The sequence below is a fragment of the Streptomyces caelestis genome, assembly GCF_014205255.1.
In the GTDB taxonomy this organism is placed as follows: domain Bacteria; phylum Actinomycetota; class Actinomycetes; order Streptomycetales; family Streptomycetaceae; genus Streptomyces; species Streptomyces caelestis.
Genome location: NZ_JACHNE010000001.1, coordinates 2,521,132 through 2,542,548, shown reverse-complemented (window position 1 = coordinate 2,542,548; position 21,417 = coordinate 2,521,132). Strand labels below are relative to the sequence as shown.

Below are 21,417 nucleotides of genomic sequence, written 5' to 3'. Positions count from 1 at the left end.
CCGATGCCCCGCCTCGCCCTCTACGCCCTGATCGTCTGCCTCCTCGCCGTGGCCGCGGCCGTGGTCTCCTTCGTGGAGGGCAGCTGGCTGGGGATCGTGTGGGTGCTGCTGGCGGGCCTGTCGTCCAACATGTGCTGGTACTACGTGAAGCGCGGCAAGCAGCAGAAGTCCGTCACGGGCTGACCGAGCAGAACTCGTTCGAGCCCTGCCAGAAGCGGTACAGCTCCTGACCGCAGTAGGTCTCCAGGTCGCTGATCCCGAGGGACTTCAGGACCGAGTCGACGACGTCGAAGAACACGCCGTTGACCGCCGGCAGCCACAGCAGCGCGAACACGAACAGCAGGCCGAACGGCGCGAACGGCTCCACCTGACGGCGGATGCCGTACGACAGCCAGGGCTCGATGACGCCGTAGCCGTCCAGACCCGGCACCGGCAGGAAGTTCAGCAGCGCGGCCGTCACCTGGAGCAGCGCGAGGAACGCCAGGGCGAACCGGAAGTCGCTCGGCACGCCGTCCAGCGCGTCCAGCCAGAACGGGGCCGTGCACACGACAGCGAACAGCACGTTCGTCAGCGGACCGGCGGCCGAGATCAGACTGTGCTTCCAGCGGCCCTGGATCCGCCCGCGCTCGATGAACACCGCGCCGCCGGGCAGCCCGATCCCGCCCATGATCACGAAGATGACCGGGAGGACGATGCTGAGCAGCGCGTGCGTGTACTTGAGCGGGTTCAGCGTGAGGTAGCCCTTCGCGCCGACCGAGATGTCGCCGCTGTGCAGGGCGGTGCGCGCGTGCGCGTACTCGTGCAGGCAGAGCGAGACGATCCAGGCCGCCGTCACGAAGAGGAACACGGCGACCCCGGGCTGCTGCGCGAACCCGGTCCAGGTCGCCCATCCCGTGACCGCCGTCACGGCCAGAATCCCGACGAAGACGGGACTGATCCGCCGCTCACTGTGGCGGCTGGTGGCGGTGGTCATGGGACTCCCTGCACTCTCGAACACGCGATGGGACGGCCCGACGGTACCGGGCGCGGGGGGAGAACGTCTCGCGCGGGGCGGTCGGTTCCGGGGGCGTGGGGGCATCGGCCGGTCCCGTGCCGCCCGCCGCGCCGCCGAACTCCGTTACCGCCTCCCGGCGTAGCGGGGACAATGGTCCCTGTGCGCTACCGCATCCTCGGCACCACACAGGCGCTCCGCACCGACGGCACGGTCGTCCCGGTGGGCGGGGCGCGGCTGCGTGCGCTGCTGACCGTGCTGGCCCTGCGGGCCGGCCGCAGCGTGCCCGTGGGGCTGCTGGTCGACGAGGTCTGGGGCGGTGAGCCGCCCGCCGACGCCCCGGGGGCGCTGCAGGCGCTGGTCGGGCGGTTGCGGCGGGCGCTCGGGGCGGACGCGGTCGCCTCCGCCGAGGGCGGGTACCGGCTCACGGCCGCGCCCGACGACGTCGACCTGCACCGGTTCGAGCGGCTGGCCGGTGAAGGACTGCGGACCCTGGCCGACGGCGACCCCGCCAAGGCGGCCGTGATCCTGGACGACGCCCTCGCCCTGTGGCGCGGCCCGGCCCTCGCCGACCTCCCCGACCGCGCCGCCGAGGCGGCCCGCCGGGACACCCGCCGCATCGACGTACTGCGCGCCCGCCACGGCGCCGCCCTCGCCCTCGGCCACGCCGAGCAGTCCCTGCCGGAGCTGACCGCCCTGTGCGACAGCCACCCCCTGGACGAGCCCCTGCAGACGCTGCGCCTGCGCGCCCTGCGCGACGCCGGCCGCGCGGCGGAGGCGCTGGACGCGTACGAGGACGTGCGGCGGTTGCTCGCCGACCGGCTCGGGGCCGACCCGGGGCCGGAACTGCGCTCCCTGCACGCGCGGTTACTGAAGCCGGGCGACGGCAGCCCCGTGGCCGCGGGCGCTCCGGCCGCCGGCAACCTGCGCGCCCGCCTCACCTCCTTCATCGGCCGCGAGAGCGACATCGAGACCATCCGGGGCGACCTCACCGCCGCCCGTCTGGTGACGCTGCTCGGACCCGGCGGGGCCGGCAAGACACGGCTGTCGCAGGAGGCCGCCGAGACCGTACGGCACGCCATGCCGGGCGGTGTGTGGCTGGCCGAGCTCGCCCCGGTCGACGACCCCGCCGCCGTACCGGAGGCCGTGCTCACCGCCGTCGGCGCCCGCGAGACCGTGCTGTACGGCGCCGGTGCCGAGGGCATCCGGGCCGCCGTCGCCGACCGGCTCGACGACCCCGTCGAGCGGCTCGCCGAGCACTGCTCCAGGTTCCGCATGCTGCTGATCCTCGACAACTGCGAGCATGTCGCCGACGCCGCCGCCCGGCTCGCCGAGGAACTGCTGGAGCGCTGCCCCGGCCTGACCGTCCTCGCCACCAGCCGTGAACCCCTCGGCGTGCCGGGGGAGTTGCTGCGGCCCGTGGAGCCGCTGCCCGAGCCGGTCGCGCTGCGGCTGCTCGCCGACCGGGGCGCGGCGGCCCGGCCCGGCTTCCGGATCGAGGACGACCCCGAGGCGTGCGCGGAGATCTGCCGGCGCCTCGACGGCCTGCCGCTGGCCATCGAACTGGCCGCCGCCCGGCTGCGGATGCTGACGCCACGCCAGATCGCCGACCGGCTCGACGACCGCTTCCGTCTCCTCACCTCCGGCAGCCGTACCGTCCTGCCCCGCCAGCAGACCCTCAGAGCCGTCGTCGACTGGTCCTGGGACCTGCTCGACGAGGACGAACGGGACGTCCTGCGGCGGCTGTCGGTGTTCGCGGGCGGCTGCGACCTGCCCGCCGCCGAGGCGGTGTGCGGACCGGTCGCCCTGGAGGCGCTCGGCTCCCTCGTCGACCGCTCCCTGGTCGTGGCCACGCCGCCCGGCGAGGCGGGCGACGGCGAGATGCGCTACCGGCTGCTGGAGACCGTCGCCGAGTACGCCGCCGAGCGGCTGGACGAGTCCGGGCAGCGCGACGGCGCCGAGCGCGCCCACCTGACGTACTACCGCGAACTCGCCCGCACCACCGACCCGTTGCTGCGCGGCCCGGACCAGCTCGCCGCGATCCAACGGCTGGAGCGGGAGCACGAGAACCTGCGCACCGCCCTGCGCCACGCCGTCGCCCTGCGCGACGAGCAGGAGGCGCTGTGCCTGGCGCTGTCCCTCATCTGGTACTGGCAGATGCGCGACCTGCGCGTCGAGGCCCGCAACTGGTGCCGCGAGGTCATGGCCCTCGGCCCCGACCCCTTCACCGAGCCCGTCCGCCCCGCCGCCCCGGTGGGGCAGCGCTGCACCGACGCCCCGCCCCCGATGACCGGCGAGGTCCTTCTGGAGGCCCGGCGCGGTGTCCACCTGGCCCATCTCGCCTGTATGGACACCGAACTGGACGCCTGGCAGAACCCGCGCTCCCAGCAGAAGCTGCGGACCATCTCCCGGACCTACGAGCCCGGCCTGCCGCAGAGCTGCCGGCTCCCCGGCCTGCTCTGGTTCTTCGCCGTGATGCTGACCGGTGACATGGAGCGGCTGCGCGTCATCATGGACGCGTCCATCCGCACCTGCCGGGAGACCCCGGGCTTCGACTGGGAGCTGGCCTCCGGCCTCCAGATGCGGGCCAACTTCTCCGCCCACCGCACCGACTGGGCGGGCGACGCGGCCCGCGACGCCGATGAGTCGCTGGAGATCTACCAGCGCCTCGGAGACGCCTGGGGCACCGCCGAGGCCCTGTCGGCGCGCGCCGAGGCCCATGAACGCAAGGGCGCCTACGCCCTGGCCGCCGCCGACTACGAGGCGGCCATCGCGCATGCCGAACGCGTGGGCGCCCGCGCCCAGGCGGCCGTCCTCGCCGCCCGGCTGGGCAGCGCGCTGCTGGAGGCGGGCGAGGGCGAGCGCGGCGAGCGGCTGCTGCGCGAGGTGATCGCCGAACGCGAGGACTCGCACAGCGAGGCTATGCCCGCCGCCCGCCTGTTCCTGGCCGGCTGGCTCGGCATGACGGGCCGCGTCCCCGAGGCGCGCGAGCAACTGCGGCGGCTGCGCCAGGACTTCCGGATCGCCCACTTCATCGTCTTCGACGCGTTCATCCTCGGCACGGAGGCCTGGCTGGACGCCATGGAAGGGCGTCACGAGGCGTGCCTGGACCTGATCCGCAGGGCGCTGGAGCGGGCCGCCGATCCGCTCTCGGTGGCCATCACACCCCATGTGCGCGCGGTGTACCTGATCTTCGCCGCCGGGTCCCTGGCCGTCGCCGACGGCGGGCACCGAGCCCGGGACGCGGCCCGCTTCCTCGGCGCCGCCGACGCCCTGCTGCCGTCCGGGCACGTCGCCGCGCGGCAGGAGCGCGAGGCACGCGAGCAGGCGGAGCGGCAGGCGCGGGCGGTGCTCGGCGACCCGGCGTACGAGTCCGCGTACGCGGAAGGCTGCGGCCTCTCCCCCGAGGAGGCCACCGCCCTGCTCTGACGCGAACCCGTCCCGACGGTCAGCTCTTCGTACGGAACTTGTGGATCGCGATGGGCGCCATCACCGCCGTGATCACCACCGACCAGGCGAGCGTCACCCACAGGTCGTGCGCGACCGGCCCGCCCACCATCAGCCCGCGTGCGGCGTCCGCCAGCGTCGACAGCGGGTTGTAGTCGGTGAACACCTGCAGCCAGCCCGGCATGGACGTGGTCGGCGCGAAGATCGACGAGCCGAACTGGAGCGGGAACAGCACCAGGAAGCCCATCGCCTGCACGGACTGCGCGTTCTTCAGGATCACGCCCAGGGTGAGGAACACCCACATGATCGACGAGGCGAACGCCGTGGACAGGGCCACGGTCGCGAACAGCCCGGGCCAGTTGGTGATCTCGAACCCCACCGCCACGGCGACGATCATCAGCACGGCGGTCGCGAACAGCATCCGCAGCAGCTCCACCGAGATCTTCGCGAACAGCACCGAACCGCGCCCGATCGGCAGGGACCGGAAGCGGTCCATGACACCGGAGTTGAAGTCCTGGCTGAAGCCGGTGCCGACGCCCTGGGACAGCGTCATGCTCATCATCGCGATCATGCCGGGAATCACGTACTGCACGTACTGGTCCTGCCCGCCGCCCAGCGCCTGCCCGATCGAGCCGCCGAAGACGAACACGAACAGCAGGGTGAAGACGACCGGCATGAACAGCGCGTCGGCCATCGACTCCGGGTCCTTGCGGATCCACAGCAGGTTGCGGCGGATCAGGGCACCGGTGTGGCGCAGGTGACCGCGCAGCGAGATACGGGCGTCCACCTCGGCGTCGTTGATCGTCACGGCGCTCATACGGCGGCCTCCTGAAGGTCTTCGGCGGGCACGGCGTCCTGCGGTGCACTGGCGCGGTGGCCGGTGAGGGACAGGAACACCTCGTCCAGGCTGGGGAGTTCGGTGGTGATGGCGGAGAGTGTGATGCCGCGCGCGGTGACCGCGCCGACCACCGCGGTCAGCTGCTCGTCGCTGAGGATCGGCACGAGGACGTCACCCCGGTCGGTGTCCACGGTGGTGGTGGCGAGCCCGGTGATCCCCAGCTCGTCCAGCGCGGCGGCGAGTGGCCGCAGCTGTGTCGGATCGGCCGGGCGGATCCGCAGCGCCCGGCCGCCGACCTTCGCCTTCAGCTCCTCGATGGCACCCCCTGCGATGATCCGGCCGCGGTCGACGACCGTCAGCTCGGAGGCGAGCTGCTCGGCCTCCTCCATGTACTGGGTGGTGAGCAGCACGGTGACCCCGTCGCCGACCATGCGCTTCACCTCGTCCCACACCTCGTTGCGGGTGCGCGGGTCGAGCCCGGTGGTCGGCTCGTCCAGGAAGAGCACGGCCGGTGCCCCGATCATGGACGCGGCCAGGTCCAACCGCCGCCGCATGCCCCCGGAGTACGTCGCCGCGGGCCGCTTGGCGGCTTCGGTCAGCGAGAAGCGCTCCAGCAACTCGTCGGCCCGCCTGCGGGAGTCCTTGCGGGGCAGGTCGAGCAGCCGCCCGATCATGTACAGGTTCTCCCAGCCCGAGAGCTTCTCGTCCACGGAGGCGTACTGCCCCGTGAGCCCGATCACCCGCCGCAGCTGCCGGGGCTGCCGTACGACGTCGTAGCCGGCGACGGTGGCCCGGCCCGTGTCGGGAGCGAGCAGGGTGGACAGGATCCGTACAAGGGTCGTCTTCCCGGCCCCGTTCGGCCCGAGCACTCCCATGACGGTGCCCTCCCGCACCTCCAGGTCGACCCCGTCCAGTGCCTTGGTCTCGCCGTAGTGCTTCACCAGCCCCCGCACGGTCACAGCGGCGCCGCCGGCGTTCTTGTCGATTCGCGTCATGTCCCTGACGGTGTCAGCTGCCACCGACAAACCACCGACAGACCGCCGACAGCCCTTGTCGGCGGTCCCGGCAAGGTGGTCCCGGCAAGGTGGTCCCGGCAAGGGGACAGCCCGTCGACGGGGGAAGATCGACGGGCTGTCCGTGGTACCGCTATGGCTCCAGTGGGGTACCGCTGTGGCTCTAGTGGACGGAGTGCTCCTCCTGCGGGAACGTTCCGCCGACGACGTCCTCGGCGAACGCCTTCGCCGCGTTGCCCATGACCTCACGCAGATTCGCGTACTGCTTCACGAACTTCGGGACGCGACCGCCGGTCAGACCCAGCATGTCGGTCCAGACCAGCACCTGCGCGTCCGTCTCGGGCCCTGCCCCGATCCCGACGGTCGGAATGTGCAGCACCCGCGTCACCTCGGCCGCCAGCTCCGCCGGAACCAGCTCCAGCACCACGGCGAACGCACCCGCGTCCTGCACGGCCTTCGCGTCGCGCAGCAACTGCTGGGCCGCCTCCTCGCCCCGCCCCTGCACGCGATAGCCCATCGCGTTGACGGACTGCGGGGTCAGGCCGATGTGCGCCATGACCGGGATGCCGGACTCGACGAGCAGCCGGATCTGCTCGTGCGACCGCTCGCCCCCCTCCAGCTTCACGGCCTGTACGCCCGCCTCCTTCACCAGCCGGGTCGCCGAGCGCAGCGCCTGCACCGGACCCTCCTGGTAGGAGCCGAAGGGCAGGTCGCCGACGATCAGGGCGCGCGAGGTGCCCCGTACGACCGCCGCCGACAGCATGGTCATCTCGTCGAGGGTGACGGGCACGGTCGTCTCGTACCCGAGGTGGCAGTTGCCCGCCGAGTCGCCGACGAGCATGACCGGGATCCCGGCCTCGTCGAAGACGGACGCGGTCATCGCGTCGTAGGCGGTGAGCATGGGCCACTTCTCGCCGCGCTCCTTGGCGGCGGCGATGTCCCGCACGGTGATGCGGCGGGTGCCCTTGCCCCCGTACAGCGTCTTGCCGCTGTCGGAGGACTTCTGAGCACTCTGGGCAGCCGGAAGCTGCGTCATTGCACGGCTCCTCACACGTCATCTCGAGGCGCCCTGACGGCGTCCCCGGACCACGTCCATGGTGGCACCTCGTGCCATCGAGGGCTAGGGGAGCCCCTGTGATCCCAGCCCGGTCCCGTGAAACAGAGCGCACGTAAGGGCTCGGTAAAAGTTTTCCGATACGAGACGGTCTCGTATCGTAATGGCCCTACGCTCGGCGGCATGACTACTCCTGCCGACCGCGCCGCCCCCACCGGCCCTCGCATACCGGAAGCGGTGCACCGGCGCCGCTGGGCGATCCTCGGCGTGCTGATGCTGAGCCTGCTGATCGTCGTCCTCGACAACTCGATCCTGAACGTCGCCATCAAGACGATCTCCACGCCCGCCCCGACGGGGCTGGGGGCCACGCAGAGCGAGCTGGAGTGGGCGATCAACGCCTACACCCTCGTCTTCGCGGGGCTGCTGTTCAGCGCAGGACTGCTCGGCGACCGGCTGGGCCGCAAGAAGGTGCTGCTCGGCGGGCTCGTGGTGTTCGGTGCCGGCTCCGCGCTCGCGGCCTTCTCCGGCTCGCCGGGGGAGCTGATCACCTTCCGCGCCGTGATGGGCCTGGGCGCAGCCTTCGTCATGCCGGCCACCCTCGCCGTCCTCATGAACGTCTTCGAGCGCGAGGAGCAGCCGAAGGCCATCGGCATCTGGGCGGGCGGTGTCGGCCTCGCCATCGCCATCGGCCCGATCACCGGCGGCGTGCTCCTCGACCACTTCTGGTGGGGCTCGGTCTTCCTGATCAACGTGCCGATCGTGCTGCTCGCGCTCGCGCTGATGCTGTGGCTGGTGCCCGACTCCCGCGACCCGCAGCCCGGCCGCATGGACCCGGTCGGTGTCACGCTGTCCGTCGTCGGCCTGGTGCTGCTCGTCTACGGCATCATCAAGGGCGGCCAGCTCGCCGACTTCACCGACGCCACCGTGCTGGCGACGATCGGCGCCGGACTCGCCGTGCTCGTCGCCTTCGTCGTGTTCGAGAAGCGCACCGACCACCCCTCCATCGACGTCACGTACTTCAAGAACAAGGTCTTCTCGGCCGCCATCGCCGCCATCGCGCTGGTTTTCTTCGCGCTGATGGGCGTGACCTTCTTCTCGGTCTTCTACACGCAGAGCGTGCGCGGCTACTCGCCGCTCCAGACCGGCCTGCTGATGCTGCCACTGGCCGTCGCCCAGCTGATCTTCGCGCCGCGGGCCCGGCTGCTGGTCGACCGCTTCGGCTACAAGGCCACCACCACCGCCGGAATGCTGGTCATCGCCGCGATGCTGGCCGCCTTCGCCACACTGGACGCCGACACGCCCATCTGGAACCTGGAAGTGATCTTCTTCCTGATGGGCACCGGCATGGCGCACATCATGACGCCGGTCAGCGTCGTCATCATGCAGGCCCTGCCCCGCGAGAAGGCCGGCTCGGCCTCCGCCCTCAGCAACACGTTCCGGCAGGTCGGCGGCGCCCTCGGCATCGCCATCCTCGGCTCGGTGCTGTCCACGGCGTACCGCACGGGTATCGAGGACAAGCTCGACCGGCTGCCGGCGGCCGTCCGGCACACCGCGGGGGAGTCCATCGAGGCCACCCTCGGCGTCGCCGCCAAGCTGGGCCCGCAGGGCAAGGCCCTGGTCACCCCGGCCTACGACGCGTTCCTGCACGCGATGCACGTCACCGCCCTGTGGGGAGCGGGTGTCGCCCTGATCGGCGCGGTCGTCGTGGCGCTGTTCCTGCCCGGCAGGCAGCCGGCGCCGCAGCAGGGGGAGAGGGAGGGGGAGTTGTCGGACGCGCGGTCGTAGTCCTGCGCGAGAATGATCCTCACCTGCCCAGGAAGGACCGAGCGACGTGAGCCTCGCCGAAAGGCATCCCCGGAACGACGGCCCCCCGAGGGGCCGCCCCAGAAGCGAGGCCGTCGAGCGCGCCATCATCGAGGGCGTGATGAGACTCCTGGAGGAGGGCGTGCCTCTCGCGGAGCTGTCCATCGAGCGCGTCGCCCGGACCGCCGGCGTCGGCAAGGCCACCATCTACCGCCGCTGGAGCGGCAAGGAGGAACTCTTCGCCGACGTCCTGCGCGCCGCCGAACCCCCCGGACCCCCGCTCCCCGGCACCTCCATGCGCGACGACCTCGTGGCCCTGCTGGAACAGGCGCGCGTGCGCGGCCTGGCCAAGCGCACGTCGGCGATCCTGACCAACGTGCACGCCCAGATGAAGAGCAGCCCGAAGATCTGGGCGGCCTACGAGACCACCGTCCTCGAACCGCGCCGCCGGATCGGCCTGGAGATCCTGCGCCGGGGGCAGCGGAACGGCGAACTGCGCACGGACGTCGACATCGAACTTCTGAGCGACATGTTCATCGGCCCCGTGCTCGTCCGCTCCGTCCTGCGCCCGGACGCCGACCTCCCCGACGACCTCGCCGCCCAGGTCGTCGACACGCTCCTCGAAGGCCTACGCCCCGTCAGTTCCGCAGCCCACCGGTCCTAGTGTGCGCGTTTCGTCACAGACGGCGCTTACTCCGGGCCCGATCGGAACTCGTCCCACGGGCTCGAACGTCATCGCCCCCGTACGGCCGTCGAGGGACGGCGGGAACGGAACGGATCATCCCCTAGGGTCGTAGACACGGGGGCGATGGTGTGCACGGCAGGCAGTGAGGCGACGGTATGGCGCAGCAGCAGGCGTACATGACGGAGACGGCAAACGGCGGCTCGGGGCCCGAGCCCCGGGGAGACCGGCTTCGGCGCCTGTTCGACCGGTTCCTCGGCGACTGGCGCGGGGGCCGGCAGATCTGGCGGCGCGGGATCGTCGTGGCCGCGTGCGCGGTGCTGCTGGCCGTGGTCATGCTGCTGCACTCGCGCATCCCGAACACGATCGGCAACCTGGGCAGTCTCGTCGAGACGTTCCTGCCCTGGCTCGGCCTCTTCATCCCGGTACTGCTCCTCCTCGCGGTGGTCCGCAAGTCCGCGACCGCCCTGATCGCGGTGCTGCTGCCGGCGCTGGTCTGGCTGAACCTCTTCGGCGGCCAGGTGAGCGACAAGACCGCCACCGGCGGCGACCTCACCGTGGCCACGCACAACGTCAACGCGGACAACCCCGACCCGGCCGGCACCGCCCGTGACGTGGCCGCCTCCGGTGCGGACGTGGTGGCCCTGGAGGAACTGACGGAGGCCGCGGTCCCCACGTACGAGCGGGCACTGGACTCGACGTACCCGTACCACTCGGTGCAGGGCACGGTCGGGGTGTGGAGCAAGTACCCGCTGACCGGCGTGCGGGCCGTCGACATCGACCTGGGCTGGACGCGGGCGATGCGCGCCACCGTGACCGCCCCAGCCGGGCAGGTCGCGGTCTACGTCGCCCACCTGCCGTCCGTCCGCGTGAAGATGGAGGCCGGGTTCACGGCCCGGCAGCGCGACCGGAGCGCCGACTTCCTGGGCGAGGCCATCGCCCACGAACCGCTGAAGAACGTCGTGCTGCTCGGCGACCTGAACGGCACGATGAACGACCGCGCGCTCAACGCCGTCACCTCCCAGATGCGCTCCACACAGGGCGCCGCCGGCAACGGCTTCGGGTTCAGCTGGCCGGCGTCGTTCCCGATGGCGCGCATCGACCAGATCATGGTCAGGGGCCTGAAGCCGGAGAGCTCGTGGAACCTCCCGCAGACGGCCAGCGACCATCTGCCCGTCGCGGCCCGTGTGAGTGTCACCACAGGCGGCTGAGGAAAACCGCAGCTCAGAGCCTGTTCGGCAGGAGTTGGCCACCGCGGCTTCACTTCTCGGAGACCTCGCGGAATAGTCGGCCTGCGAGACTTTGTTCCGTACTTGAACATACGAAGTCACGAAGTACGAACTCCCGTAAGTCTCGAAAGGCTCGCTCATGCCCCTGGCCCTGCTCGCCCTCGCCGTGGGCGCCTTCGGCATCGGTACGACCGAGTTCGTGATGATGGGCCTGCTGCCCGATGTCGCGGACGACCTGAACATCTCCATACCCAGCGCCGGCCATCTGGTGTCGGCGTACGCGCTGGGCGTCGTCATCGGCGCCCCGCTGCTGGCCGCGGTCACCGCCCGGATGTCCCGCCGTACGGTCCTGATCGGGCTGATGGGGCTGTTCGTCGCGGGCAACGCGCTGTCGGCCCTGGCTCCCGACAACGGCTGGCTGCTGGCGGCCCGCTTCCTGAGCGGTCTGCCGCACGGCGCCTTCTTCGGCGTCGGCGCCGTCGTCGCCACGAACATGGTCGCCCCCGAGCGCAAGGCGCGCTCGGTCTCCCTGATGTTCCTCGGCCTGACGGTCGCGAACGTCGTGGGCGTGCCGGTCGCGACCCTCATGGGCCAGCAGCTCGGCTGGCGGGCGACCTTCCTCGGCGTCAGCACCATCGGCCTGGCGGCGATCGCCGCGCTCGCGTTCCTGATCCCGCACGACCACGAGCACGCCACCGCGAAGGGCCTGCGCGGCGAACTGGCCGCCCTGCGCTCCGTCCCGGTCTGGCTGTCGCTCGGCACGACGGTCGCGGGCTTCGGCGCCCTCTTCGCGGCCTACAGCTACATCACGCCCATGCTCACGGACGCCGCCGGCTACACCGGCGCCAGCGTGACCCTGCTGCTGGCCCTGTTCGGCGTCGGCGCGACCGCGGGCAACCTGCTGGGCGGCCGCCTGGCCGACCACTCCCTGCGGGGCACCCTGTTCGGCGGCCTGGCCGCCCTGGTGGCGGTACTGGCGCTGTTCCCGCTGCTGATGCGCACGGAACTCACCGCCGCCGTCGCCGTGATCCTGCTCGGCATGGCGGCCTTCGCCACCGGCTCCCCGCTCCAGCTGATGGTCATGGACAAGGCCGCCTCGGCCCCGTCCCTGGCCTCCTCCGCCAACCAGGCCGCCTTCAACCTGGCCAATGCCGGCGGCGCCTGGATCGGCGGCCTCGCCCTGGCCGCGGGCTTCGGGGTCACCTCCCCCGCCCTGGCCGGCGCGGTCCTGGCCGTGCTCGGCCTCGGCGTTGCGTCGCTGGCCTACGCGGTGGACCGGCGCAGTGCGCCGGCCGGCGGGCGCGAGCGGGTCGTGGCGAGCCACGTCCCGCAGGAGGCGGAAGCGGTGCGCCACTGACCGAAGCCGGCATGCCGGCGCTGTGACTCGGGCGGCGGTCCGCGGGTGTGTACCCGCGGACCGCCGCTTCGTGCGTACGGCAACCGAGAGGGACCGGCGGGTCGGTCTCTCACTTCGGCGCACGGGGAAGACGACACCGGTTCCAGGAGGTTCTCCCTCAACCACTCCCGGACACACGGAGGTTGTCAGTGCTGGCTGCGCGCTACCACCGCTACGGCGGTCCCGAGACCCTCTCCGTGGAGGAGGCCGAGGAGCCCCACGCCGGGCCGGGTCAGGTCCGCGTCTCGGTGCGTGCCACGGGCGTCACCCCCGCCGACTGGTACCTGCGCTCGGGGATGCTGAAGGAGATGGCCTCCCTGAGCCTCCCCCACATCCCCGGCATGGACGCCGCCGGAGTCGTCGACGAGGTGGGCGAAGGGGTGACCGGCACCGCCGTGGGAGACGCGGTGTTCGGCCTCGTCCCCCTGGCCCGGCTGGGCGGGGCCTCGGCTGAGTACGCGGTGCTGGAGGCATGGGCCCGCAAGCCCCGGGCCTGGTCCTTCGAGACTGCGGGCGGTGCCGCGGGCAACGTCGAGACGGCCACCCGTGTGCTGGACGCCCTGGGGGCCACCGAGGGCATGACCCTCCTGATCGAGGGTGCGGCCGGCGGCGCCGGCACGATGACCGCGCAACTGGCCAGGGCCCGCGGGCTGACCGTGATCGGCACCGCGAGCGAACGCAACCACGCCTTCCTCGACGGGCTCGGCGTCACACCGGTCACCTACGGCCCCGGCCTGTCCGGCCGCCTGGCCCCGCTCGCTCCCCGGGGCGTCGACCTGGTGCTGGACGCGGCGGGCAAGGGCTCCCTCGCCGACCTGGTGACCATCACCGGAGACCCGCACCGCGTGGTGACGATCGCCGACTTCGACGCCGCCCGGCACGGAGTACGGTTCTCCCGCTCCGGGGTGGGGGAGCCCGGCTGGTCAGGACTGCCCCACGCCGCGTCCCTCGCCGACGAAGGCCGCCTCACCGTCCCCGTGCACCAGGTGTTCCCGCTGCGGGACATCGCCGCGGCGCACGAGGAGAGCGCCACCGGTCACGCGCGCGGCAAGGTCGTCGTAACCGTGCCCTGACGCACAGCGCGGTCAGACGCGACGTGCCGCGACGACCGCCGAACTGGAGGGTGTGGTGAGGACTTCGGTGGCGTCCAGGCTCGGGTGGGTGAGGTAGAAGAGCCGGAGCTCGTCCACCTCACCCTCGAACCGGGGCGGCCAGTCGGCCGACGGGGTGAAGTCGTCCAGGACGAGAAGGCCGCCGGGCGCCAGCAGCTCGACGACCCGTCCGGGGGCGTCCCGCTTGCCTCCGCCGTCACAGAAGAAGACGTCGAACGGGGCGTGCTGCTCCAGCAGCCGCCAGTCACCGGTCAGCACACGGACGCGGTCGTCGTCCGCGAAGACACCGGCCGCCCGCCGCGCCAGCTCCTCGTCACGCTCCACCGTGACGAGACGCGCACCGGCCCCCAGACCACTGTGCAGCCAGGCGGTGCCCACACCCGAGCCGGTGCCGCTCTCGGCGACGACCCCACCGGGCTTGGACGCGGCGGCCAGCCTGAGCAGCCTGCCCACCTCGGGGATACAGCTCTTCTCGAACCCCGCCTCGGCGGCGAGCCGCTCCGCGACCACCACGCGATCCGGAACCCCACGCTCTGTCATGGTCAGCCCCCTGTCAGTGTCGGCCTTACGCTATCTGACCACCTGTCAGCACAGCGACCAGTTCGTCGAGTCCGCCGAACCCCCCGTCGAAGACGTCGGAACTCGTCGGCGGATCCCCGACCGGCCGCTCGACGTAGGCGGTCCGCATGCCGACCGCCTGCGCGCCACGGAGGTCCCAGGCGTGCGCGGCCACCATGAGGACGCGTTCCGGCGCGCATCCGGCGGCATCGACCGCGAGCCGGTACACCTCCGGCGCCGGCTTGTACGCCCGGACGGCTTCGGCGGACAGGGCCTGGTGCCAGCGCAGCCCGGCGTGTGCGTTGAGGCGCAGCAGCGCCGTGCGAGCGGCGTTGGAGAGCCCGACCACGGGGAACCACTGCGCGAGCCGTTCGAGACCGGCGGCGGAGTCGGGCCAGGGCGGCAGCCGCCGCCCCGCTGTGGCCAGCCGGGCGATGGTCGCGGGGTCGGAGAGCCCGGCCCGGCCGGCCACGAGCCGCGCGGCCTCCGCGTCGATGGTCTCGCTGCCGACGTACTCGCGGAGCCCTTGCTGGATGCGTCGTTGTTCGAGCTCACGGTGCTGTTGCCACAGGCTGAGCAGGTCGTCGGCAGCCGCCTCGTCGGACGCGGGTACGGCTTCGCGGATCGCCGCTCGAAGCCCCGTGTGCTCGTCGACGAGTGTGCCGAGGACGTCGACGACGACGACCTCGATGTCGGGGATCCCGGTCACGCGTGCTCCCGTCCTCGTGCTGCCGACGTCACTGCCTGAAGAGGTGACGATGTTGTCACCGGCCCCGTCACCGGTCAAGATGGTGACGTGGACTTCACCTTTGTGAGCGGCAACGCGGCGCTCGACCTCGCCGGCACCGTCCTGTCGCGCCGGGACGACCCCGTGGACCTCCTGGCCGCGCCCGTGGACCTCGAACGGTGGGTGGCCGCATGCGAGGAGCTTCCGGACCGGGTGACGGCAGACGAGGCAACCTTCGAGTCCGCACTGTCCTTGCGCGAGGCGATCTACCGACTGGCTCTCGACCGCCTGCTCGGCCGCCGCTTCGACCCGGGCAGCCTCGACGTCGTCAACGACACGGCCGCCGGGCCGGTGTGCGCCATCAGGCTCAGCGACGCGGGACTGCACAGGTCGGGAGACCTCCGGGCGGCACTCTCCCAACTGGCCCGAAGCGGCATCGCCGTACTCGCCGACCCCCGGGCCAGTCTCAAGGAGTGCGGCCGCCCCGACTGCACCCGCGTCTACCTCGACCGCTCACGGGGCGCGCGGCGCACGTGGTGCGGGATGGAGGAGTGCGGCAACCGGGTCAAGGCAGCGGCCTACCGGGCGCGGAGACGGGGCGCTGCCTGACCGACGCGGGCGGCGCGAAAGGCTGTCAGACCGACTCCCGCCACCCGTTCGTGATCGGCAGTCGCCGGTCCTTTCCGAAGCCCTTCGCCGAGATCTTCGTCCCCGGCGGGTACTGCCGTCGCTTGTACTCGGCGGTGTCGACCATGCGCAGGGTCTTCGTGACCAGCGCCCGGTCGAAACCGGCCGCGACGATCTCGTCGGCGCCCCGGTCCTGGTCGACGTAGAGCTCCAGGATCGCGTCCAGCACCGGGTAGTCGGGGAGCGAGTCCGTGTCGACCTGGCCGGGGCGGAGTTCCGCGCTCGGGGGCTTGGTGATGGAGTTCTCGGGGATCGGCGGGGTCTGGCCGCGCTCGCGGGCGGCCCGGTTGCGCCACTCGGCCAGGCGGAAGATCGACGTCTTGTAGACGTCCTTGATGGGGCCGTAGGCGCCCACCGAGTCGCCGTAGAGCGTCGAGTAGCCGACCGCCAGTTCCGACTTGTTGCCGGGGGCCAGGACGATGTGGCCCTCCTGGTTGGAGATGGCCATGAGCAGCGTGCCGCGCAGGCGCGACTGGAGGTTCTCCTCGGCCAGGCCCGTCAGGCCCAGGGAGCCCATGTACGCGTCGAACATCGGCTCGATGGCGACCGTGCGGTAGTTCAGGCCGGTGCGGCGGGCCAGTTCCGCCGCGTCGTCCTTCGAGTGGTCCGAGGAGTACTTCGACGGCATCGACACGCCGTACACGTTCTGCGCGCCCACCGCGTCGCACGCGATCGCCGCGACCAGCGAGGAGTCGATGCCGCCCGACAGGCCGATCAGGACCGACGTGAAGCCGTTCTTCGCGACGTACGCCCGCAGGCCCACGACCAGCGCCGAGTAGACCTCCTCGTCGTCGTCCAAGCGGTCCGCGTAGCCACCCGTGAGCTCCGGTTCGTACGGCGGCAGCGGCTCCTCCGACAGCACCACCCGGTCGATGCGCAGGCCGTCGTCCACACGCTGTCCATGGGCGACTCCGTCGCGGGCCGTCGGCGCGTCCGCCGACGCCGCCGGCAGGTCCAGGTCCAGGACGACGCAGCCCTCGGCGAACTGCGGCGCCCGCGCCACGACCTCGCCGTCCTTGTCCACGACGATCGAGTCACCGTCGAACACCAGCTCGTCCTGGCCGCCGATCATGGCGAGGTAGGCCGTGGTGCAGCCGGCCTCCTGGGCCCGCTTGCGGACCAGCTCCAGGCGCGTGTCGTCCTTGTTGCGCTCGTAGGGCGAGGCGTTGATCGAGATCAGCAGGCCCGCCCGCGCCGAGCGCGCCGCGGGGACACGGCCGCCGTCCTGCCAGAGGTCCTCGCAGATGGCCAGGGCGACGTCCACGCCGCGGACGCGCAGGACCGGCATGCTGTCGCCGGGCACGAAGTAGCGGAACTCGTCGAAGACGCCGTAGTTCGGCAGGTGGTGCTTGGCGTAGTTCAGGACCACCTCGCCGCCGTACAGCACCGCGCCCGCGTTCTGCGGCGCGCCGGCCGGCTGGCCGTACTTCGGCTGGGCGGTCGCGCAGCGGTCGAGGTAGCCGACGATCACCGGCAGCTCGCCGAAGCCCTCGTCGGCCAGGCGGACGGCAAGACTCCGCAGCGCCGCCCGGGAGGCCTCCACGAAGGACGACCTGAGGGCCAGGTCCTCGACGGGATACCCGGTCAGCGCCATCTCGGGGAACGCCACGAGATGCGCTCCCTGCTCGGCGGAGTGCCGGGTCCAGCGGACGATCGACTCGGCGTTCCCGGCGAGGTCGCCGACGCTCGAGTCGATCTGGTTCAGGGCGAGACGTAGTTGAGGCACGGGCCCAGTGTAATCGTCAGAGCGACACAATGGGGTGGTGTGGGCCATCCCACACCACCCCGGCCCCCTTGTGGAGGGTCAGCGGCGCCGGTACGACTCGACGTACCCGGTCGCGGGCGTGCCCACGCCGGTGACGTCGTCGTAGCCCTTCACGGCCGCGAGCGAGCTGTCCTTGCCCAGGCTGCGCACGGACGTGGCCAGGCCGCCCGTGGCGTCGTAGCCGTTCACGAAGTCGACGCGGGCCACGGCGAGGCCGGAGCCCGTCGGGTTGTCGGTGACGTCGTGGTAGGCCTTCGAGCCGGCCTTCGCGTAGATCGCCGGGTTGGCGAAGCCGATCGGCGTGCCGCCGCGGGCCTCCTGGGCCAGCGCCTGGATGGCCGCGATGGTCGGCGCGGCGAGCGAGGTGCCGCCGATGCGGTACTCGCTGTACGCCTGCGTCTTCCCGTCCGGCAGGGTCTGCGTCTGGCCGACCAGGAAGCCGGTGTTCGGGTCGGCGATCGCCGCGATGTCCGGCACGACGCGGTTGCCGTCCGCGCTGTTGGCCTTCGCCAGCGCGCCCGGCACGACACCCTTCTGGTACGAGGGCTCCGCCACCGTCCTGCTGGTGCCGCCGCCCGCGCCGGAGGTGAAGGCGCCGGGGAAGTCCGTCCAGCTCTTGCCGTCGGCCGACAGGTTGGCCTTGTCGGTGCCCCAGCCGGTCTCCCACAGGTACGTGTCGTTCTTGCCGACGGCCAGCGAGGTGCCGCCGACGGCGGTCACCCATGCCGAGTTGGCCGGGGAGTCGACCTGCTTCGTCCCGGAGTTGGCGACCTCGTCACCGTCGTCGCCCGAGGAGAAGTAGAAGCCGATGCCCTCGACCGCGCCCAGCTGGAAGACCTGGTCGTAGGCGGCCGCGAGGTCGGGCGTCTGCGCCGCTTCGACCTCGCCCCAGGAGTTGGAGACGATGTCGGCCAGGTGGTGGTCGACGACCTTGGCGAGCGCGTCGAGCAGGTCTCCGTCGTTGCAGGACGCGGCACCCACGTAGGTGACGTCCGAGGACGGCGCGACCGCGTGCACGGCCTCGACGTCCAGCGTCTCCTCGCCGTACCAGCCGGAAGCGGAGCACGCCTTGGTGTCCGTGTACTGCTTGGGCAGTACCTGGTGGAGCTGGCCGGTCTTCCAGGCCGCGTCGCCGTGCTTGCCGGCGTAGGTGGCCGCGTCGTAGGCGATCGTCGGCGAGGCGTACGCGTCCGTGATGGCGACCCGGACGCCCTTGCCGGTGCGGGTGCCCGCGCCGTACGCGGCCCGCAGCTGCTTGCCGGTGTAGCCCTTGACCACGTACGGGATCTTCGTGCCGTACGCCTCCGGCAGCGTGCTCGCGGTCTTCGAGCCGTAGTACGAGGAGAACGGCCCGGCGTTGCGGAACACGGTGTCCGGCGGCGGCAGCTGGTCGTCGTGCGTGACCATGTGCGGGGCGTTGTCCAGGCCGGTGACCGTCAGCACGGCGTCGGCCAGGCTCGCCGGCACGGAGGCGGTGCTCGCCGGGGCGCGGTACGTCTTCGAGCCCTTGGCGAAGTCGTGCAGCTGGGCGCCGAACGCCTTCTCCGCGGCGGCCACGTCACCGGTGACGGAGACGTAGTGCGCCGTGACGCCGGTGACCTTCAGGCCGGCCGCCGTCAGCCAGGACTTCACGGCCGCCACCTGGGCCTTGGTCGCGCCGAAGCGCGCCTGCGCCTGCTTGGCGGTCAGGTACTTGCCGTACGAGGCCGACGTAGGGTCGGAGACGGCCTGGGCGTACGCGGCGAGGCCGGCCGCGTCGCGGCCCCGGAGATAGACCCGGGCCGACATCCCGGTGCGGTCGGAGGCGGCGCCCTTGTCGGCCCGGGCCGTGGCCCACGCGGGCTTGGTCCCGGCGAGCAGGTCGCGGAGCGGGTGGTCGGCGGCGTGCGCCGCGGGTATGCCGAGCGCCAGCGCGCCCGCGAGCATCGGCAGTGTCGCCGCCATGCCCAGCCCGGCGCGCACCTTGGCGCGGTTGGATCTCATGGAACCCCCTGTGCGGTTCGACGCGAGTGGATCACTCGACGGTCGCCACTCTCGCGACGAACCGTTCATGCCAGGGGAATGCGCACCCCAAGAAGCGCCCTACGGAGCCCAAGAAGAGCCCAAGAAGCCGCAACGGGAGGCAATGTGAGGCTTACGCCCTACGCGCGCGGCGCGGCGCCCCGCTCCTTCAGCATCTCCGCCATCAGGCCGATCTCCGACTGCTGCGCGTCCACCATGCCCTGCGCGAGCCGCTTCTCCACACCCACCGCGCACCTGTCGGCACAGCCCTGGGCCATGTGGACGCCGCCCTTGTGATGGTCCGTCATCAGCTGGAGGTAGAAGACCTCCGCCTGCTTGCCGCTCAGCGTGCCGAGCTTCTTCAGCTCCGTGTTGGTCGCCATGCCCGGCATCAGCGCGCCGTCCTTGCCGGAGGCCGTGTCGCCCATGTCCATCCAGGTCATCGGCGGTTCCGAGGACACCTTGGGCAGCCCCCACAGGTCCAGCCAGCCGAGCATCATGCCGCGCTGGTTGGCCTGCGTCTGCGCGATGTCGTACGCGAGGCGCCGTACCTCCTCGTCCTTCGTGCGGTCGCGCACGATGTACGACATCTCCACGGCCTGCTGGTGGTGCACCGCCATGTCCCGGGCGAACCCGGCGTCCGCGGACTCGGCAGAGGGGGTCCGGCCGCCGCCGTCGTCCCCGGCGACGGCGTAGGTGATCGCGCCGGCCGCGACGAGCGCCGTCACCGCGGCCCCCGCGACCAGACCGGCCTGCCTCACTGCGACAGCCCGTTCGTGCAGGCGGCGCCCGGCTCGGGCGTCTGCTTGCCCTGGACGAACTTCTCGAAGAACGCGTCGACGTCCGGGTCGCTCGCCCCCGTCACCGTGCGCTGGTGACCCCACGCCGAGAGCGTGATCGGGTCCTTCTGGCCGTCCAGCGGGCTCATCAGCGTGTAGGGCGTCTTCTTCACCTTCGCGGCGAGCGCGTCGATGTCGGCCTTCTTCGCGTCGGCGTTGTACGTCACCCACACCGCGCCGTGCTCCAGCGAGTGCACGGCGTTGGTGTTGTTGATCTCCTTGGTGTAGACGTCGCCGTTGCAGTTCATCCAGACCGGGTTGTGGTCGCCGCCGACCGGCGGCACGGAGGCGTACTTCACCGCCTTGGTGACGTGGTTGCGCGACAGCTTGCCTTCCCAGGTCTTCACGCCGTCCTTGCCCGTGACGAACTTCCCCTTGGCCGAGGAGTCGCTCGCCGCGGTGTCGCTGCCGCCGTCGGACTGGGACCGCACGAGCACGACACCACCGGCGACGAGACCGCAGACGATCACGACGCTGGCCGTGATGGTGAGGATCCGGTTGCGGCGCTCACGAGCCTGCTCCGCGCGCCGCATCTCCTCTATCCGCGCCTTGCGGTCCGTGTTGCTCTTCTTGGCGGAGCCCATGGGATGTCCTTCGTGGGGAAAGTGGGACGGTCGGGTGGGCTGATCGTAATGGGGGAGACCGGGCCCCTCGTAGGGCGGTCGCAGGAATGGGCTGAATCGATACGGCACCCATAGGTGTCCGACAGCTTCCCCGGACCGTTCGCACCTGGGGTCCGGGTCGTGTGAACCCGAGAGCCGGGTTATTTGAACCTGAGATACCGATTACCTACGCTGCGGGCATGCGGCTGTTGCGCTCCACCGACCTGGCCCTGCGGGTCCTGATGCGGCTCGCCGTCGCCGGCGAGTCGAGTCCGACGACCCGCGACGTCGCCACCGGCATGGACGTGCCGTACACCCACCTGGCGAAGGTCGTCGCCGAGCTCCAGCGCATGGGCCTGCTGGCCGCCCGTCGCGGCCGCGGCGGCGGTCTCACGCTCACCGAGCGGGGTCGTACGGCGTCCGTGGGCGCCGTGGTGCGCGCCTTCGAGGGCGACGGCGACGTCGTCGACTGCGAGGGCCCCACGCCCTGCCCGCTGAACTCCGCCTGCCGCCTGCGCGGCGCCCTGCGCCGGGCCCAGGAGGCGTTCTTCGCCTCACTGGACCCGATCACGGTGGCGGACATCGTGGCGGAGCCGACCGGGGCGCTGCTGCTGGGGATCTCGCGGGGGCCCTCGGGGCCTGTCTGACCCTCAAGGGCCCGTCCGGCAGATCC

19 protein-coding genes are annotated in these 21,417 nt (G+C 71.8%); 9 read left to right on the top strand and 10 right to left on the bottom strand.

Going from position 1 to position 21,417, the window contains the following annotated elements; genetic code table 11:
- Window positions 1-3 precede the first annotated feature (3 nt).
- Window positions 4-183 (top strand): hypothetical protein, encoded by a 180-nt coding sequence (locus tag HDA41_RS11475; RefSeq protein WP_184983139.1) that lies wholly within the window; start codon window positions 4-6, stop codon window positions 181-183.
- Here the strand turns inward: HDA41_RS11475 and HDA41_RS11470 are convergent.
- Window positions 173-973 carry a site-2 protease family protein gene (locus HDA41_RS11470; protein ID WP_184983137.1) on the bottom strand — a complete coding sequence of 267 codons (801 nt, stop codon included), beginning with the start codon at window positions 971-973 and terminating at the stop codon, window positions 173-175. The two genes, HDA41_RS11475 and HDA41_RS11470, sit on opposite strands and share 11 nt — an antisense overlap.
- Before the next feature lie 171 nt (window positions 974-1,144).
- Here HDA41_RS11470 and HDA41_RS11465 point away from each other — a divergent pair, with 171 nt between their 5' ends.
- Window positions 1,145-4,420 carry an AfsR/SARP family transcriptional regulator gene (locus tag HDA41_RS11465; protein ID WP_184983135.1) on the top strand — a complete coding sequence of 1,092 codons (3,276 nt, stop codon included), beginning with the start codon at window positions 1,145-1,147 and terminating at the stop codon, window positions 4,418-4,420.
- Between the two features lie 19 nt (window positions 4,421-4,439).
- Here HDA41_RS11465 and HDA41_RS11460 read toward each other — a convergent pair whose 3' ends face one another.
- The 3 genes from HDA41_RS11460 to panB form a co-directional block, all read right to left on the bottom strand.
- Complete coding sequence (locus HDA41_RS11460; protein ID WP_184983133.1) at window positions 4,440-5,255, bottom strand: ABC transporter permease; 816 nt, start codon at window positions 5,253-5,255, stop codon at window positions 4,440-4,442.
- Entirely contained in the window at window positions 5,252-6,271 is a 1,020-nt protein-coding gene (locus HDA41_RS11455; protein WP_184983131.1) for an ATP-binding cassette domain-containing protein, read from the bottom strand. The genes HDA41_RS11460 and HDA41_RS11455 overlap by 4 nt, the downstream gene beginning before the upstream one ends.
- A 181-nt stretch (window positions 6,272-6,452) precedes the next feature.
- Entirely contained in the window at window positions 6,453-7,325 is an 873-nt protein-coding gene (gene panB, locus HDA41_RS11450) for a 3-methyl-2-oxobutanoate hydroxymethyltransferase (protein ID WP_184983129.1), read from the bottom strand.
- 201 nt (window positions 7,326-7,526) lie between these two features.
- Here panB and HDA41_RS11445 point away from each other — a divergent pair, with 201 nt between their 5' ends.
- From HDA41_RS11445 to HDA41_RS11425, 5 genes are all read left to right on the top strand, one after another.
- Window positions 7,527-9,128, top strand: a complete 1,602-nt coding sequence (locus tag HDA41_RS11445) for an MFS transporter (RefSeq protein ID WP_184983127.1) — start codon at window positions 7,527-7,529, stop codon at window positions 9,126-9,128.
- Between the two features lie 46 nt (window positions 9,129-9,174).
- Window positions 9,175-9,810 carry a TetR/AcrR family transcriptional regulator gene (locus HDA41_RS11440; RefSeq protein ID WP_184983125.1) on the top strand — a complete coding sequence of 212 codons (636 nt, stop codon included), beginning with the start codon at window positions 9,175-9,177 and terminating at the stop codon, window positions 9,808-9,810.
- A 176-nt stretch (window positions 9,811-9,986) separates the two neighbouring features.
- The gene (locus HDA41_RS11435) at window positions 9,987-11,039 is read left to right on the top strand and encodes an endonuclease/exonuclease/phosphatase family protein (RefSeq protein WP_184983124.1); all 1,053 of its coding nucleotides are present in this window, start codon (window positions 9,987-9,989) and stop codon (window positions 11,037-11,039) included.
- A gap of 157 nt (window positions 11,040-11,196) precedes the next feature.
- Window positions 11,197-12,414, top strand: a complete 1,218-nt coding sequence (locus tag HDA41_RS11430) for an MFS transporter (protein ID WP_184983123.1) — start codon at window positions 11,197-11,199, stop codon at window positions 12,412-12,414.
- Window positions 12,415-12,602: 188 nt separating this feature from the next.
- Complete coding sequence (locus tag HDA41_RS11425) at window positions 12,603-13,526, top strand: NADP-dependent oxidoreductase (RefSeq protein ID WP_184983122.1); 924 nt, start codon at window positions 12,603-12,605, stop codon at window positions 13,524-13,526.
- A 12-nt stretch (window positions 13,527-13,538) separates the two neighbouring features.
- Here HDA41_RS11425 and HDA41_RS11420 read toward each other — a convergent pair whose 3' ends face one another.
- Both HDA41_RS11420 and HDA41_RS11415 read right to left on the bottom strand, forming a co-directional pair.
- Window positions 13,539-14,105 carry an O-methyltransferase gene (locus HDA41_RS11420; protein ID WP_184983121.1) on the bottom strand — a complete coding sequence of 189 codons (567 nt, stop codon included), beginning with the start codon at window positions 14,103-14,105 and terminating at the stop codon, window positions 13,539-13,541.
- 25 nt (window positions 14,106-14,130) lie between these two features.
- Complete coding sequence (locus HDA41_RS11415; RefSeq protein ID WP_184983120.1) at window positions 14,131-14,832, bottom strand: haloacid dehalogenase type II; 702 nt, start codon at window positions 14,830-14,832, stop codon at window positions 14,131-14,133.
- Window positions 14,833-14,919: 87 nt separating this feature from the next.
- On the opposite strand from HDA41_RS11415, the gene HDA41_RS42255 reads away from it, so the two are divergent.
- Entirely contained in the window at window positions 14,920-15,459 is a 540-nt protein-coding gene (locus HDA41_RS42255) for a CGNR zinc finger domain-containing protein (protein ID WP_184983118.1), read from the top strand.
- Between the two features lie 25 nt (window positions 15,460-15,484).
- Here HDA41_RS42255 and HDA41_RS11405 read toward each other — a convergent pair whose 3' ends face one another.
- From HDA41_RS11405 to HDA41_RS11390, 4 genes are all read right to left on the bottom strand, one after another.
- Entirely contained in the window at window positions 15,485-17,263 is a 1,779-nt protein-coding gene (locus tag HDA41_RS11405; RefSeq protein WP_184983115.1) for an NAD+ synthase, read from the bottom strand.
- Between the two features lie 78 nt (window positions 17,264-17,341).
- Complete coding sequence (locus HDA41_RS11400) at window positions 17,342-19,285, bottom strand: S53 family peptidase (RefSeq protein ID WP_184983113.1); 1,944 nt, start codon at window positions 19,283-19,285, stop codon at window positions 17,342-17,344.
- A gap of 158 nt (window positions 19,286-19,443) precedes the next feature.
- Window positions 19,444-20,064, bottom strand: a complete 621-nt coding sequence (locus tag HDA41_RS11395) for a DUF305 domain-containing protein (RefSeq protein ID WP_184983111.1) — start codon at window positions 20,062-20,064, stop codon at window positions 19,444-19,446.
- Complete coding sequence (locus tag HDA41_RS11390; protein ID WP_184983109.1) at window positions 20,061-20,726, bottom strand: thioredoxin-like domain-containing protein; 666 nt, start codon at window positions 20,724-20,726, stop codon at window positions 20,061-20,063. Before HDA41_RS11390 ends, HDA41_RS11395 begins: the two co-directional genes overlap by 4 nt.
- Before the next feature lie 218 nt (window positions 20,727-20,944).
- On the opposite strand from HDA41_RS11390, the gene HDA41_RS11385 reads away from it, so the two are divergent.
- Window positions 20,945-21,391: an RrF2 family transcriptional regulator gene (locus HDA41_RS11385; RefSeq protein WP_184983107.1), complete on the top strand. Its 447-nt coding sequence runs from the start codon at window positions 20,945-20,947 to the stop codon at window positions 21,389-21,391.
- Window positions 21,392-21,417: the final 26 nt, after the last annotated feature.